This window comes from Streptomyces huiliensis, from assembly GCF_020037025.1.
Lineage (GTDB): Bacteria > Actinomycetota > Actinomycetes > Streptomycetales > Streptomycetaceae > Streptomyces > Streptomyces huiliensis.
The window spans coordinates 49,316-63,344 of the sequence record NZ_JAIQLH010000043.1; the positions used below are offsets into that span (position 1 = coordinate 49,316).

Sequence of the window (14,029 nt, forward strand, 5' to 3'; positions counted from 1 at the left end):
TTCACGCCTCCGGTGCGAGGCGCTTGAGCTCCGCCTCCGTCGACTTGAGCAGGTCGTTCCAGGACGCCTCGAACTTGTCGACGCCCTCGTCCTCCAGCAGCTGGACGACCTCGTCGTACGAGATGCCCAGCTTCTCCAGCGCGTCGAGCTCGGCCTTGGCCTGCTCGTACGTGCCGCGGACGGTGTCGCCCTTGACGTCGCCGTGGTCGGCGGCGGCCTCCAGGGTGCCCTCCGGCATGGTGTTCACCGTGTTCGGGGCGACCAGGTCGTCCACGTACAGGGTGTCCTTGTAGGCCGGGTCCTTGACGCCGGTCGACGCCCACAGCGGACGCTGCTTGTTGGCGCCGGCCTTCTCCAGGGCCAGCCAGCGGTCGGAGGAGAAGACCTCCTCGTACGCCTGGTAGGCGAGGCGGGCGTTGGCCAGTGCGGCCTTGCCGCGGAGCGCCTTGGCCTCCTCGGTGCCCAGCGCGTCCAGGCGCTTGTCGATCTCGGTGTCCACGCGGGACACGAAGAAGGACGCCACCGAGTGGATCAGCGACAGGTCCAGGCCGGCCGCCTTGGCCTTCTCCAGACCGGTCAGGTAGGCGTCCATGACCGCGCGGTAGCGCTCCAGCGAGAAGATCAGCGTGACGTTGACGCTGATGCCCAGGCCGAGGGTCTCGGAGATGGCCGGCAGGCCCGCCATGGTGGCCGGGATCTTGATCAGGGTGTTCGGGCGGTCGACCAGCCACGCGAGCTGCTTGGCCTCGGCCACGGTGGCGTGGGTGTCGTGCGCCAGCCGCGGGTCCACCTCGATGGACACCCGGCCGTCCTGGCCGTCCGTGGCGTCGAAGACCGGGCGCAGGATGTCGGCGGCGTCACGCACGTCCGCCGTCGTGATCATGCGGATGGCCTCCTCGACGGTGACCTTGCGGACCGCGAGGTCGGACAGCTGCTGCTCGTAGCCGTCGCCGCTGGAGATCGCCTTCTGGAAGATCGACGGGTTGGTGGTGACACCGACCACGTGGCTGTCGTCGATCAGCTCGCGCAGGTTGCCGGACGTGATGCGCTTGCGGGACAGGTCGTCCAGCCAGATCGCGACGCCTTCCTCGGAGAGGCGCTTGAGTGCGTCTGTCATGGGTTCTACATCTCCTACTGAATCGTGTGCTTGCGCGTCAGCGGCGGCCGGCGTCGGCCAGCGACTCGCGGGCGGCCTCGACGACGGCTTCCGAGGTCAGGCCGAACTCCTGGAACAGGACCTGGTAGTCCGCCGAGGCGCCGAAGTGCTCCAGCGAGACGATCCGGCCGGCCTCGCCGACGTAGCGGTGCCAGGTCAGGCCGATGCCCGCCTCGACGGCCACGCGGGCCTTGACGTCCGGCAGCAGGACGCCGTCGCGGTACGCCTGGTCCTGCTCCTCGAACCACTCGACCGACGGCATCGAGACGACGCGGGTCGGGACGCCCTCGGCCTGCAGGGTCTCGCGGGCCTCGACGGCCATCTGGACCTCGGAACCGGTGGCGATCAGGATCACCTGGGGACGGCCGCCCTCGGCCTCGAACAGCACGTAGCCGCCCTTGGCCGCGCCCTCGTTGGCCTCGTAGGTCGGGACGTTCTGGCGGGTGAGGGCCAGACCGTGCGGCGCGGGCTTGCTCGCGTGGCGCTTCATGATCTCGCGCCAGGCGATGGCCGTCTCGTTGGCGTCGGCCGGGCGGACCATGTTCAGGCCCGGGATGGCGCGCAGCGCGGCCATGTGCTCGACCGGCTGGTGCGTCGGGCCGTCCTCGCCGAGGCCGATGGAGTCGTGCGTCCACACGTAGGTGACCGGCAGCTTCATCAGCGCGGCGAGGCGGACGGCGGGGCGCATGTAGTCGGAGAACACCAGGAAGGTGCCGCCGTAGACGCGGGTGTTGCCGTGCAGCGCGATGCCGTTCATGGTCGAGCCCATGGCGTGCTCGCGGATGCCGAAGTGGATCGTGCGGCCGTAGGGGTTCGCCTCGGGGAGCGGGTTGCCCTCCGGGAGGAACGACGACGACGCGTCGATCGTGGTGTTGTTCGAGCCGGCGAGGTCGGCGGAGCCGCCCCACAGCTCGGGCACGACGCCGCCGAGGGCCTTGAGGACCTCGCCGGACGCCTTGCGGGTGGCGACGGACTTGCCGGCCGGGAAGACCGGGAGGACCTTCTCCCAGCCGTCGGGCAGCTCGCCCGCGTTGATCCGGTCGAACTCGGCCGCCCGCTCCGGGTTGGCCTCGCGCCACTTGGTGAGCTTCTTCTCCCAGGTGGCGTGGGCCTCGCGGCCGCGGTCGACGACCTTGCGGACGTGTGCGAAGACGTCCTCGTCGACCTGGAAGGTCTGCTTCGGGTCGAAGCCGAGGACCTCCTTGGTCGCGGCCACCTCGGCGTCGCCGAGCGCCGAGCCGTGCGCGGCCTCGGTGTTCTGCGCGTTCGGGGCCGGCCAGGCGATGATCGTGCGGGCGGCGATCAGCGACGGACGCTCGGTCTCGTCCTGCGCCGCCTTCAGCGCCGCGTACAGCGCCTGGATGTCGAAGTCGCCGTTGGGCGCCTGCTCGATGCGCTGGACGTGCCAGCCGTACGCCTCGTAGCGCTTGAGGACGTCCTCGGAGAGCGCCGTCGCGGTGTCGCCCTCGATCGAGATGTGGTTGTCGTCGTACAGGGCGACGATGTTGCCGAGCTTCTGGTGGCCGGCCAGCGAGGACGCCTCCGCGGAGATGCCCTCCTCCAGGTCGCCGTCGGAGACGATCGCCCAGATGGTGTGGTCGAAGGGCGACTCGCCCTTCGGGGCCTCCGGGTCGAACAGGCCGCGCTCGTAGCGGGCGGCCATCGCCATGCCCACCGCGTTGGCGATGCCCTGGCCCAGCGGGCCGGTGGTGGTCTCGACACCGCGGGTGTGGCCGTGCTCCGGGTGGCCCGGGGTCTTGCTGCCCCAGGTGCGGAAGGCCTTGAGGTCCGACAGCTCCAGGCCGTAGCCGGCCATGAAGAGCTGGACGTAGAGGGTCAGGCTGGTGTGACCGGGAGAGAGGACGAAACGGTCGCGGCCGGTCCAGTCGGCGTCGCTCGGGTCGTGCCGCATCAGCTTCTGGAAGAGCAGGTACGCGGCGGGCGCCAGGCTCATGGCCGTACCGGGATGGCCGTTGCCGACCTTCTGCACGGAATCCATGGCCAGGACGCGGGCGGTGTCGACGGCCCGCTGGTCCAGATCGGTCCACTCGAGGTCTGTGGTGGTCGGCTTGGTGCTCACCCTAGGTCAGGGCTCCTCTCCACATTGTTTCACTTGCCGGGGGCGGTATGTTCCGCCACGACGCGGCGGTGTCGAGCCTACCCCCGAGGGAATGCCCGTCTTTTCGCGTACTCTCGGCGGATGCCCGGCTGCCGCTCGCGACTGTCCGGCTGCCCGCCGCACGCCCCGGGCAACCGGTCCTGGGCGGTAAAGATTCCCGGCCGGCGGGTGTCCGTCATGTGTCAAGCCTGCGGTGCGGCGCCGGAGCGCGCCTCTCGGAGGACGCCCGCGGGGCACCCGGCGGAAGGGCGCGGGGCACCCCGAGGAAGGGCGCGGGAAGCGGCCCGGGCTCGCTTTCGCCCGGATTCCCCGGGGACCAACACGACCCACCCCGGCGGAGGCCGTGCGAGGCCCTGCGTCTAGAGTGGCGTGGTACGCGCAAGTCTTCCCCGGCCGTCGGGCCGGATGTGCTTGCTGGCCTTATCTCTGTCAGGGGTGTGCGTGACGGCCGTCGAATCCCGTCCTGCGGGGGTACTCGTCGAGAGTCCCGGTCACCGGCCGTTCGGGGCCCGTGTCAAGGCTTTCGTGGCGTTGACGAAGCCGCGCGTCATCGAGCTGCTGCTGATGACGACGGTGCCGGTGATGTTCCTGGCCGCCGAAGGCGTCCCGGACATGTGGCTCGTGCTGGCCACCTGCTTCGGCGGTTACCTCTCCGCCGGCGGCGCGGGCGCGTTCAACATGTACTACGACCGCGACATCGACGCCATGATGGACCGGACGTCCCAGCGCCCGCTGGTCACCGGCATGGTCTCGCCGCGCGAGTGCCTGGTCTTCGCCTCGGCGCTCACCGTCGGGTCGACCGTCTGGTTCTGGTTCCTGGTCAACCCCCTGTCGGCGATGCTCTCGCTCGGCGCCTCGCTCTTCTACACCGTCGTCTACACGATGCTCCTCAAGCGCCGCACCGCGCAGAACATCGTGTGGGGCGGCATCGCGGGCTGCCTGCCGGTCATCATCGGCTGGTCCGCGGTGAAGAACGAGGTCTCCTGGGCCTCCCTGATCCTCTTCCTCGTCATCTTCTTCTGGACGCCGCCGCACTACTGGCCGCTGTCGATGAAGGTGAAGGACGACTACGAGCGGGCCGGCGTCCCCATGCTGCCGGTCGTCGCGGGCAACAAGGCCGTCGCGCGGCAGATCGTCCTCTACAGCTGGGTGATGGTGGGCGTCTCGCTGCTGCTGACGCCGCTCGGGTACACCGGCTGGTTCTACACCGTGGTGGCCGTGGCCTGCGGCGCTCTGTGGCTCAAGGAGGCACACGCCCTCCAGGCCCGCGCCAAGGCCGGGGTCACCGGGGCGAAGCTGAAGGAGATGCGGCTGTTCCACTGGTCCATCACCTACGTCTCGCTGCTGTTCACCGCGGTCGCGATCGATCCCTTCCTGCGGTAGTCCGACAGTCGCTTCGAACGGGCGGCGCGGGTGGTCAAAGCCACCCGCGCCGCCCGTCGCCATTCCGGCTACCCGTCGGTAGCATCCTGGTCATGGCAGACACCAAGCAGGCCGGCGACACCGAGGCCGGCAACGCCCCGCTGGACGCCAGGGCGCAGCGGCGGGCGGCCCGGCTGGCCAAGCAGATCGGCGACTTCGCACGGACCCACGGCGGGAGCGCGGAGGGTCAGCTCGCCCACATAGGGCGGGGCAGGACCCGGATCGCCCTGGTGGGCGCGGACGGGGAGTGGGGGAACCTGGTGGCCCCCTCCTACGCCACGGCGGAGAAGGCCCTCGAACTGGCCGAGCCGGCGGGTCTGAGCGTCCAGGAGGACTTCGACGGGGAGATGGCCGCCAAGGTGCGCACCGGCCCGTACGAGTGGTCGCGGATGGCCGGGATCCAGCTGGGTGGGCCGTCCAACGGCTGACCGGGCCGTACGGAAAACGCCGGAGGGGCGGACACGCTTTCGTGTCCGCCCCTCCGGTTTCGTATGCGGTCGCTCAGCGCTCGGCGGCGGCCAGTTTCGCCGGCTCGGGCTCCGCGGCGGGGGACGGGAGCGTCACGAGCTCGCCGCGGTCCCGCAGCGAGAGGAAGGCCCGCAGGACGGCGATCCAGACCAGGCAGGATCCGAACATGTGCGTGCCGACGACGAACTCGGGCGAGTCGTTGAAGTACTGCACGTAGCCGACGGCGCCCTGCAGCATCAGGACGGCGAACAGCTCCACCACCCGGCGGCGCGGCCCGCCCGGCGCCTTCACGGCGCGCAGCGCGAACCACAGCGCCACCGTCAGGCCGAGCACGATGAACACCAGGTCCACGTGGAGCTGGGTGATCTCCCGGAAGTTCAGCGGGATGCGGTGGACGTCCTTCGACGCGTCGCCCGCGTGCTGCCCCGAGCCGGTGACCACCGTGCCCGCCACGATCAGCAGGACGGTCGAGACGACCAGCACCCAGCTCAGCTGGCGGACCGGGCGGGCCACCAGGTCGCGCGGCGCGTCGTCGCCCTCACCGGACCGGTGCCACATGACCACGGCGACGGTCAGCAGCGCCGTCGCGGCGAGGAAGTGCGCGGCGACGATGTACGGGTTGAGGCCGGTGAGGACCGTGACGCCGCCGATGATGCCGTTGCCCGCGACGATCCAGAACTGGGCCCAGCCCAGCCGGGTCAGGTCCCGGCGGCGCGGGCTCCGGGCGCGGGCCGCGATGATCGCGATGCCGACGACCACGCAGAGCACGTAGGTCAGCATGCGGTTGGTGAACTCGATGACGCCGTTGATGCCCATCGCCGGGGTGGGCGTGAGGCTGTCCTCGGTGCAGGTCGGCCACGTCGGGCAGCCCAGACCGGACTGCGTGAGCCGGACCGCGCCACCCGTCACCACGATGATCACGCCCATGACGACGCAGGCGAACGCGGCCCGCCGGACGAAGCGCGCGGAGGGCTGCCAGCGGTCGGCGATGGCCTGCAGAGGATTCAGCGAATTCGGCACGGGCTCATCGTAAGGGCCCGCTTGTGCATGGATTCACGAGGGGTGGGGCGGGGCGCGAAAGCCGAGGTGAGCGCCGTGTCATCGGCGCTCACGCCGGCCGCGTGATCACTCCCAGCGGAAGAAGCGGGCCGCCGCGCCGAGGCCCAGCACCGCCCACACGGCGAGGATGCCGAGGTCCCGCCAGGGCATCCCGGCGCCGTCCCGCAGCACGTCCCGGAGCCCGTCGGAGAGGGCCGAGATCGGCAGCAGCTCCAGCACCGCCCGGGCGGCGTCCGGGAAGCGGTCCAGCGGCACGATCACGCCACCGCCGACGAGCAGCAGCAGGAAGACCAGGTTCGCCGCCGCCAGGGTCGCCTCCGCCTTCAGCGTGCCCGCCATCAGCAGGCCGAGGCCGGAGAACGCGGCCGTGCCGAGGACGAGCAGCAGGAGGACAGCGAACGGGTTGCCGTGCGGCGACCAGCCGAGCGCGAACGCGATCACCGTCAGCAGGACGACCTGGAGTACCTCGGTGACCAGCACCGACGCCGTCTTGGCGGCCATCAGCCCCCAGCGCGGCAGCGGGGACGCGCCGAGCCGCTTGAGCACCCCGTACCGCCGGTCGAAGCCGGTGGCGATGGCCTGGCCGGTGAAGGCGGTGGACAACACGGCCAGGGCGAGGATGCCGGGGGCGAGGAAGTCGACCGCCTTCCCGTCGCCCGTGTCCACGACGTCGACCGTGCTGAAGAGGACCAGCAGCAGCGTCGGGATGACGACCGTCAGCAGCAGCTGCTCGCCGTTGCGCAGCAGCATCCGGGTCTCCAGCGCGGCCTGCGCGCGGATCATCCGGGGGAGGGGGGCGGCGCCGGGGCGGGGGGCGAAGGTTCCCGGGGTGGTCATGCGCGCAGCTCCTTGCCCGTCAGTTCGAGGAAGACGTCCTCCAGGGTGTGCCGCTCCACGGCTATCCGGTCCGGCATCACGCCGTGCTGCGCGCACCAGGTGGTCACCGTGGCGAGCAGCTGCGGGTCGACGGAGCCGGTGACCCGGTACGAGCCGGGGGTGAGCTCGACGGCCGCGCAGTCGGCGGGGAGGGCCTTGAGGAGGGAGGCGACGTCCAGGCCGGCCCGGCCGGTGAAGCGGAGGGTGTTCTCCGCGCCGCCCTTGCACAGCTCCTCGGGGCTGCCCTGGGCGATGACCCGGCCGGCGTCGATGATCGCGACGTCGTCGGCGAGCTCCTCCGCCTCCTCCATGTGGTGGGTGGTGAGCACGACGGTGACGCCGTCCTCGCGCAGCTCCCGGACCAGGTCCCAGGTCGCGCGGCGCGCCTGGGGGTCGAGGCCGGCCGTGGGCTCGTCCAGGAAGACCAGCTCGGGGCGGCCGACCACGGCCATGGCCAGGGAGAGCCGCTGCTGCTGGCCGCCGGAGAGCCGCCGGTACGTCGTGCGTCCGCAGGAGTCCAGGCCGAGGCGTTCGATCAGCATGCCCACGTCCAGCGGGTGGGCGTGCAGGGCGGCCAAGTGCCGCAGCATCTCGTCGGCGCGGGCGCCCGAGTAGATCCCGCCGCTCTGCAGCATCACGCCGACGCGCGGGCGCAGGGTGGCGGCGTCGGCCACCGGATCGAGGCCGAGGACGCGGACGGTGCCGGCGTCGGGGCGGCGGTAGCCCTCGCAGGTCTCGACGGTGGTGGTCTTGCCGGCCCCGTTGGGGCCGAGGACGGCGGTGAGGGTGCCGGCCGCGACGGACAGGTCGAGACCGTCCACCGCGGTCTTCCGCCCGTACCGCTTGACGAGGCCGTGGACCTCGACCGCCGGGGTCCGGGGGTCCTCCGGGAAGGCGCTGCGCATGGCGGGAAGTCTACGAACCCCGCGGGCCTCCCGATGCCGCCGGGGTGCGTGATCGCCGTGCCGGTTAGGTGACCCTTAGTGATCGAGACCACCGCCGGACGGGGCGTCGAGGCTTGTCCCGGCTCAGGTAATTACGCAACAATGGTGTTGTGAAATACGCGGGCGAGGCACCGGAAGGGCCCCCGGCCGGTACGGCCGCCGGACCCGGATCGCCCGTACCCGCGGCCGGTACGCCCGTGCCCGCGGCTCGCGAGGCCGTATCCCCGGTGTCCCCGGCGGCCCCGGCACGCGAGGAGCAGCGTGCCCACGACGAGCAGCGCGGCACCCGCGCGCGCGTGGCCCGCTCCATCCTCGACCACGGCCCGTCCACCGCCGCCGAGCTGGCCCTGCGCCTGGAGCTCACCCAGGCGGCGGTCCGCCGCCACCTGGACGTGCTGGCCGCCGAGGGCATGGTCGAGCCCCGCGAGAAGCGGGTCTACGGCACCCGCACCCGCGGCCGCCCCGCCAAGGTCTTCGTCCTGACGGACTGCGGCCGGGACGCCTTCGACCAGGCCTACGACAAGCTCGCGGCCGACGCCCTGCGCTGGATCGCCCAGGCCGCCGGCGGCGGCGAGATGGGCGAGGCCGCGGTCGCCGCGTTCGCCCGGGCCCGGATGGCCGCCCAGGCCGAGGGCTACCGGGCGGCCCTGGAGGCCGCGCCCCCCGAGGAGCGGGCCCGCCTGCTGGCCAGGGCATTGACCGAGGACGGGTACGCTGCTACGGCGCGCACAGCGCCGGTCGGCGAACAGCTCTGCCAGCACCACTGCCCGGTCGCCCATGTCGCCGAGCAGTTCCCGCAGCTGTGCGAGGCGGAGACCGAGGTCTTCTCCCGCCTGCTCGGGACGCATGTGCAACGTCTTGCCACCATCGCCCACGGCGACGGGGTGTGCACGACGTTCATCCCCAAGACAGCGTCCACCGAGACGACCACCGCATCCACCAGCACGGCCGGGAGGAACCCCGCATGACTCTCCCCACGGAGACTGCCCACCCTGAGCTTGAGGGCCTGGGCACGTACGAATACGGCTGGGCCGACTCCGACGCGGCCGGCGCCGCGGCCAAGCGCGGCCTCTCCGAGGAGGTCGTCCGCGACATCTCGGCGAAGAAGTCCGAGCCGGAGTGGATGCTCAAGCTGCGTCTGAAGGGCCTGCGGCTCTTCGACAAGAAGCCCATGCCGACCTGGGGCTCCGACCTCACCGGCATCGACTTCGACAACATCAAGTACTTCGTCCGCTCCACGGAGAAGCAGGCCGCCTCCTGGGAGGACCTGCCCGAGGACATCAAGAACACCTACGACAAGCTGGGCATCCCCGAGGCGGAGAAGCAGCGCCTCGTCGCCGGTGTCGCCGCCCAGTACGAGTCCGAGGTCGTCTACCACCAGATCCGTGAGGACCTGGAGGAGCAGGGCGTCATCTTCCTGGACACCGACACCGCCCTGAAGGAGCACCCCGAGCTCTTCCAGGAGTACTTCGGCACGGTCATCCCGGTCGGTGACAACAAGTTCGCCTCGCTGAACTCGGCCGTGTGGTCCGGTGGCTCCTTCATCTACGTCCCGCCGGGCGTTCACGTCGACATCCCGCTCCAGGCCTACTTCCGGATCAACACGGAGAACATGGGCCAGTTCGAGCGGACGCTGATCATCGTCGACGAGAACGCCTACGTGCACTACGTCGAGGGCTGCACCGCCCCGATCTACTCCTCCGACTCGCTGCACAGTGCCGTCGTGGAGATCATCGTCAAGAAGGGTGGCCGCTGCCGCTACACGACCATCCAGAACTGGTCGAACAACGTCTACAACCTGGTCACCAAGCGCGCCGTGGCGTACGAGGGCGCGACCATGGAGTGGGTCGACGGCAACATCGGCTCCAAGGTGACGATGAAGTACCCCGCCGTCTACCTGATGGGCGAGCACGCCAAGGGCGAGACGCTGTCCATCGCCTTCTCCGGCGAGGGCCAGCACCAGGACGCCGGCGCCAAGATGGTCCACATGGCGCCCAACACCTCCTCCAACATCGTCTCCAAGTCGGTGGCGCGGGGCGGCGGCCGTACCTCGTACCGCGGTCTCATCGAGATCGGTGAGGGCGCCCACGGCTCCAAGTCCAACGTGCTCTGCGACGCGCTGCTGGTGGACACCATCTCCCGTTCGGACACCTACCCCTACGTGGACGTCCGCGAGGACGACGTGTCCATGGGCCACGAGGCGACCGTCTCCAAGGTCAGCGACGACCAGCTCTTCTACCTGATGAGCCGCGGTCTGTCGGAGGACGAGGCCATGGCGATGATCGTGCGCGGCTTCGTCGAGCCGATCGCCCGCGAGCTGCCGATGGAGTACGCGCTGGAGCTCAACCGGCTGATCGAGCTGCAGATGGAAGGCTCGGTCGGCTGACGCCCGCCGCCTTCGACCGCAGCGACCCTTTTTGACAGGAAGAGAGCACCACGACAGCCATGGCTGACAACACTCCCGCCGGCAGCACCACCGACGGCGCCATCCAGGTGGGCGGGGCCAAGCAGCCCATCGACGCGCGGGTCAGCGCCCCCGCCTCGTACGACGTCGCCGACTTCCCCGTGCCGCACGGCCGTGAGGAGGAGTGGCGGTTCACCCCGCTGGAGCGCCTCCGCGGCCTGCACGACGGCACCGCGGTGGCCGACGGCGCCGGCGTCAAGGTCGAGGTGACCGCCCCCGAAGGCGTCACCGTGGAGACCGTCGGCCGGGACGACGCCCGGCTCGGCAAGGCCGGCAAGCCCGTCGACCGGGTGGCCGCCCAGGCGTACAGCTCCTTCGAGAAGGCGTCCGTCGTCTCGATCCCCAAGAACACCGTGCTCACCGAGCCCGTGCGGATCGCCGTGCACGGCGAGGGCGGCGTGGCCTACGGCCACCAGGTCGTCGAGATCGGCGCCTTCTCCGAGGCCATCGTCGTCATCGACCACACCGGCGACGCCACCCTGGCCGCCAACGTCGAGTACCTGCTCGGCGACGGCGCCAAGCTCACCGTCGTCTCCGTCCAGGACTGGGACGACTCGGCGGTGCACGCCGCGCAGCACACCGCGCTGGTCGGCCGCGACGCCCGCTTCAAGTCCGTGATCGTCACCTTCGGCGGCGACCTGGTCCGGCTGCACCCGCGCGTCGTCTACGGCGCCCCCGGTGGCGAGGCCGAGCTCTACGGCCTGTACTTCACCGACAACGGCCAGCACCAGGAGCACCGCCTCTTCGTCGACCACGACACGCCGCACTGCCGCAGCAACGTGGTCTTCAAGGGCGCCCTCCAGGGCAAGGACGCGCACGCCGTCTGGATCGGCGACGTCCTCATCCGCGCCGCGGCCGAGGGCACCGACACCTACGAGCTCAACCGCAACCTCGTCCTCACCGACGGCGCCCGCGTCGACTCGGTCCCCAACCTGGAGATCGAGACCGGTGAGATCGTCGGCGCCGGCCACGCCTCGGCGACCGGCCGCTTCGACGACGAGCAGCTGTTCTACCTGATGGCCCGCGGCATCCCGGCCGACGAGGCCCGCCGGCTGGTCGTCCGCGGCTTCTTCGCCGAGCTCGTCCAGCAGATCGGCATTCCCGAGCTGGAGGAGCGCCTGATCGCCAAGATCGAGGCCGAGCTGGAGGCGTCCGTCGCATGACCTACGTACGCGTCGCCGCGCTCGGTGAACTGGAGGATGACACGCCCAAGCGGGTGGAGGTCGACGGCACCCCCGTGTCGATCGTCCGCACCGAGGGCGAGGTCTTCGCCATCCACGACATCTGCTCGCACGCCAACGTCTCGCTCTCCGAGGGCGAGGTGGAGGACTGCGCCATCGAATGCTGGCTGCACGGCTCCACCTTCGACCTGCGCACCGGAAAGCCCTCGGGTCTCCCGGCCACCCGACCGGTCCCCGTTTACCCCGTCAAGATCGAAGGAGACGGCCCAGACGCGTCTGTGCTCGTTTCCATCACCCAGGAGTCCTGAGTTCCCCATGGCAACGCTTGAGATCCACGACCTGCACGTCTCCGTCGACGCCGAAGGCGGCCCCCGGGAGATCCTGCGTGGCGTCGACCTGACCGTGAAGCAGGGCGAGACCCACGCCATCATGGGCCCGAACGGCTCCGGCAAGTCCACCCTGGCCTACTCGCTGGCGGGCCACCCCAAGTACACGATCACCGGCGGCACCGTCACCCTCGACGGCGAGGACGTCCTGGAGATGTCCGTCGACGAGCGCGCCCGCGCCGGCGTCTTCCTCGCCATGCAGTACCCGGTCGAGGTGCCCGGCGTCTCGGTCTCCAACTTCCTCCGCACCTCCGCCACCGCGATCCGCGGCGAGGCCCCCAAGCTGCGCACCTGGGTCAAGGAGGTCAAGGAGTCCATGGCGCGCCTGCACATGGACCCCTCCTTCGCCGAGCGCAACGTCAACGAGGGCTTCTCCGGTGGTGAGAAGAAGCGGCACGAGATCCTCCAGCTGGAGCTCCTCAAGCCGAAGATCGCGATTCTGGACGAGACCGACTCGGGCCTGGACGTCGACGCCCTGCGCATCGTCTCCGAGGGCGTCAACCGGGTCCGTGACACCGGTGAGGTGGGCACCCTGCTGATCACGCACTACACCCGCATCCTGCGCTACATCAAGCCGGACTTCGTGCACGTGTTCGCGAACGGCCGCATCGCCGAGTCCGGCGGCGCCGAGCTCGCCGACAAGCTGGAGGAAGAGGGCTACGAGGCGTACACGACGGGAGGCGTCACCGCGTGACACATATCCCGGGGCTCCTCGACACCGAGGCGATCCGCAAGGACTTCCCCATCCTCGACCGCGTCCTGCACGACGGCAAGAAGCTCGTCTACCTGGACAACGCGGCGACTTCGCAGAAGCCGCGCCAGGTGCTCGACGTCATCAACGAGTACTACGAGCAGCACAACGCCAACGTGCACCGCGGTGTCCACGTCCTCGCCGAGGAGGCCACCGCGCTGTACGAGGGCGCGCGCGACAAGATCGCCGCGTTCGTCAACGCGCCCAGCCGCGACGAGGTCATATTCACCAAGAACGCCTCGGAAGCGCTCAACCTCGTGGCGAACATGCTCGGCTGGGCCGACGAGCCCTACCGGGTGGACCACGACACCGAGATCGTCATCACGGAGATGGAGCACCACTCCAACATCGTCCCGTGGCAGCTGCTCGCGCAGCGCACCGGCGCGAAGCTGAAGTGGTTCGGGCTGACCGACGACGGCCGGCTCGACCTGTCGAACATCGAGCAGGTCATCACCGAGAAGACCAAGGTCGTCTCGTTCGTGCTGGTCTCCAACATCCTGGGCACGGTCAACCCGGTCGAGGCGATCGTCCGCCGCGCCCAGGAGGTCGGAGCGCTGGTCGTCGTCGACGCCTCGCAGGCCGCGCCGCACATGCCGCTGGACGTCCAGGCGCTCCAGGCCGACTTCGTGGCCTTCACCGGCCACAAGATGTGCGGCCCGGACGGCATCGGCGTGCTGTGGGGCCGCCAGGAGCTGCTGGAGGACCTGCCGCCGTTCCTCGGCGGCGGCGAGATGATCGAGACCGTCTCGATGCACTCGTCCACCTACGCCCCGGCGCCGCACAAGTTCGAGGCCGGTACGCCCCCGATCGCCCAGGCCATCGGCCTCGGCGCGGCCGTGGACTACCTCACCTCGATCGGCATGGACAAGATCGCGCGGCACGAGCACGCGATCACCCAGTACGCGATCCAGCGGCTCCAGGAGGTCCCCGACCTCCGGCTGATCGGCCCCACCACGGCCGAGGACCGCGGCGCCGCGATCTCCTTCACGCTCGGCGACATCCACCCGCACGACGTGGGCCAGGTCCTCGACGAGCAGGGCATCGCCGTCCGGGTCGGCCACCACTGCGCGCGGCCCGTCTGCCTGCGGTACGGAATTCCGGCGACCACGCGGGCGTCGTTCTACCTGTACTCCACCCCCGGCGAGGTCGACGCGCTGGTCGAGGGCCTGGAGCACGTCCGGAACTTCTTCGGCTGATGGGCAG

General features: G+C 70.5%; 13 protein-coding genes. 8 read left to right on the forward strand and 5 right to left on the reverse strand.

Features of this window, described 5'->3' with window-relative positions; genetic code table 11:
- Position 1 precedes the first annotated feature (1 nt).
- Together tal and tkt are read right to left on the reverse strand one after the other, a co-directional pair.
- Positions 2–1,117: a transaldolase gene (tal, locus tag JNW98_RS09840; protein WP_223767747.1), complete on the reverse strand. Its 1,116-nt coding sequence runs from the start codon at positions 1,115–1,117 to the stop codon at positions 2–4.
- 37 nt (positions 1,118–1,154) lie between these two features.
- Positions 1,155–3,236, reverse strand: a complete 2,082-nt coding sequence (gene tkt, locus JNW98_RS09845; protein WP_223767748.1) for a transketolase — start codon at positions 3,234–3,236, stop codon at positions 1,155–1,157.
- Between the two features lie 480 nt (positions 3,237–3,716).
- On the opposite strand from tkt, the gene JNW98_RS09850 reads away from it, so the two are divergent.
- Together JNW98_RS09850 and JNW98_RS09855 are read left to right on the forward strand one after the other, a co-directional pair.
- Positions 3,717–4,658, forward strand: a complete 942-nt coding sequence (locus JNW98_RS09850; protein ID WP_223767749.1) for a heme o synthase — start codon at positions 3,717–3,719, stop codon at positions 4,656–4,658.
- Between the two features lie 92 nt (positions 4,659–4,750).
- Complete coding sequence (locus JNW98_RS09855) at positions 4,751–5,125, forward strand: hypothetical protein (RefSeq protein WP_223767750.1); 375 nt, start codon at positions 4,751–4,753, stop codon at positions 5,123–5,125.
- Positions 5,126–5,198: 73 nt separating this feature from the next.
- Here the strand turns inward: JNW98_RS09855 and JNW98_RS09860 are convergent, their stop codons facing one another.
- The 3 genes from JNW98_RS09860 to JNW98_RS09870 form a co-directional block, all read right to left on the reverse strand.
- A complete protein-coding gene (locus JNW98_RS09860; RefSeq protein ID WP_223767751.1) occupies positions 5,199–6,185 on the reverse strand; it encodes a COX15/CtaA family protein in 987 nt (328 codons plus the stop codon).
- 105 nt (positions 6,186–6,290) lie between these two features.
- Complete coding sequence (locus JNW98_RS09865; protein ID WP_223767752.1) at positions 6,291–7,061, reverse strand: ABC transporter permease; 771 nt, start codon at positions 7,059–7,061, stop codon at positions 6,291–6,293.
- Positions 7,058–8,005: an ABC transporter ATP-binding protein gene (locus JNW98_RS09870; protein ID WP_223767753.1), complete on the reverse strand. Its 948-nt coding sequence runs from the start codon at positions 8,003–8,005 to the stop codon at positions 7,058–7,060. The genes JNW98_RS09865 and JNW98_RS09870 overlap by 4 nt, the downstream gene beginning before the upstream one ends.
- A gap of 266 nt (positions 8,006–8,271) precedes the next feature.
- Here JNW98_RS09870 and JNW98_RS09875 point away from each other — a divergent pair, with 266 nt between their 5' ends.
- From JNW98_RS09875 to JNW98_RS09900, 6 genes are read left to right on the forward strand one after another with little or no spacing between them, the layout of a single operon-like run.
- On the forward strand, positions 8,272–9,012 hold the full coding sequence (locus JNW98_RS09875; protein WP_223767779.1) for a helix-turn-helix transcriptional regulator: 741 nt from the start codon (positions 8,272–8,274) through the stop codon (positions 9,010–9,012).
- Entirely contained in the window at positions 9,009–10,430 is a 1,422-nt protein-coding gene (gene sufB, locus JNW98_RS09880) for a Fe-S cluster assembly protein SufB (protein ID WP_223767754.1), read from the forward strand. Before JNW98_RS09875 ends, sufB begins: the two co-directional genes overlap by 4 nt.
- Before the next feature lie 59 nt (positions 10,431–10,489).
- Positions 10,490–11,671 (forward strand): Fe-S cluster assembly protein SufD, encoded by a 1,182-nt coding sequence (gene sufD, locus JNW98_RS09885; protein WP_223767755.1) that lies wholly within the window; start codon positions 10,490–10,492, stop codon positions 11,669–11,671.
- The gene (locus JNW98_RS09890; RefSeq protein WP_223767756.1) at positions 11,668–11,997 is read left to right on the forward strand and encodes a non-heme iron oxygenase ferredoxin subunit; all 330 of its coding nucleotides are present in this window, start codon (positions 11,668–11,670) and stop codon (positions 11,995–11,997) included. Before sufD ends, JNW98_RS09890 begins: the two co-directional genes overlap by 4 nt.
- 7 nt (positions 11,998–12,004) lie before the next feature.
- Positions 12,005–12,769, forward strand: coding sequence for a Fe-S cluster assembly ATPase SufC (gene sufC / locus JNW98_RS09895; RefSeq protein ID WP_223767757.1), 765 nt, complete (start codon positions 12,005–12,007; stop codon positions 12,767–12,769).
- Entirely contained in the window at positions 12,766–14,022 is a 1,257-nt protein-coding gene (locus JNW98_RS09900; RefSeq protein WP_223767758.1) for a cysteine desulfurase, read from the forward strand. Before sufC ends, JNW98_RS09900 begins: the two co-directional genes overlap by 4 nt.
- Positions 14,023–14,029 lie beyond the last annotated feature (7 nt).

What these genes read in the sequence shown, in the direction of transcription:
- tal (WP_223767747.1), bottom strand. Translation starts at nt 1,117, where the DNA reads ATGACAGACGCACTCAAGCGCCTCTCCGAGGAAGGCGTCGCGATCTGG.
- JNW98_RS09855 (WP_223767750.1), top strand. Translation starts at nt 4,751, where the DNA reads ATGGCAGACACCAAGCAGGCCGGCGACACCGAGGCCGGCAACGCCCCG.
- JNW98_RS09865 (WP_223767752.1), bottom strand. Translation starts at nt 7,061, where the DNA reads ATGACCACCCCGGGAACCTTCGCCCCCCGCCCCGGCGCCGCCCCCCTC.
- JNW98_RS09870 (WP_223767753.1), bottom strand. Translation starts at nt 8,005, where the DNA reads ATGCGCAGCGCCTTCCCGGAGGACCCCCGGACCCCGGCGGTCGAGGTC.
- sufB (WP_223767754.1), top strand. Translation starts at nt 9,009, where the DNA reads ATGACTCTCCCCACGGAGACTGCCCACCCTGAGCTTGAGGGCCTGGGC.
- sufD (WP_223767755.1), top strand. Translation starts at nt 10,490, where the DNA reads ATGGCTGACAACACTCCCGCCGGCAGCACCACCGACGGCGCCATCCAG.
- JNW98_RS09890 (WP_223767756.1), top strand. Translation starts at nt 11,668, where the DNA reads ATGACCTACGTACGCGTCGCCGCGCTCGGTGAACTGGAGGATGACACG.
- sufC (WP_223767757.1), top strand. Translation starts at nt 12,005, where the DNA reads ATGGCAACGCTTGAGATCCACGACCTGCACGTCTCCGTCGACGCCGAA.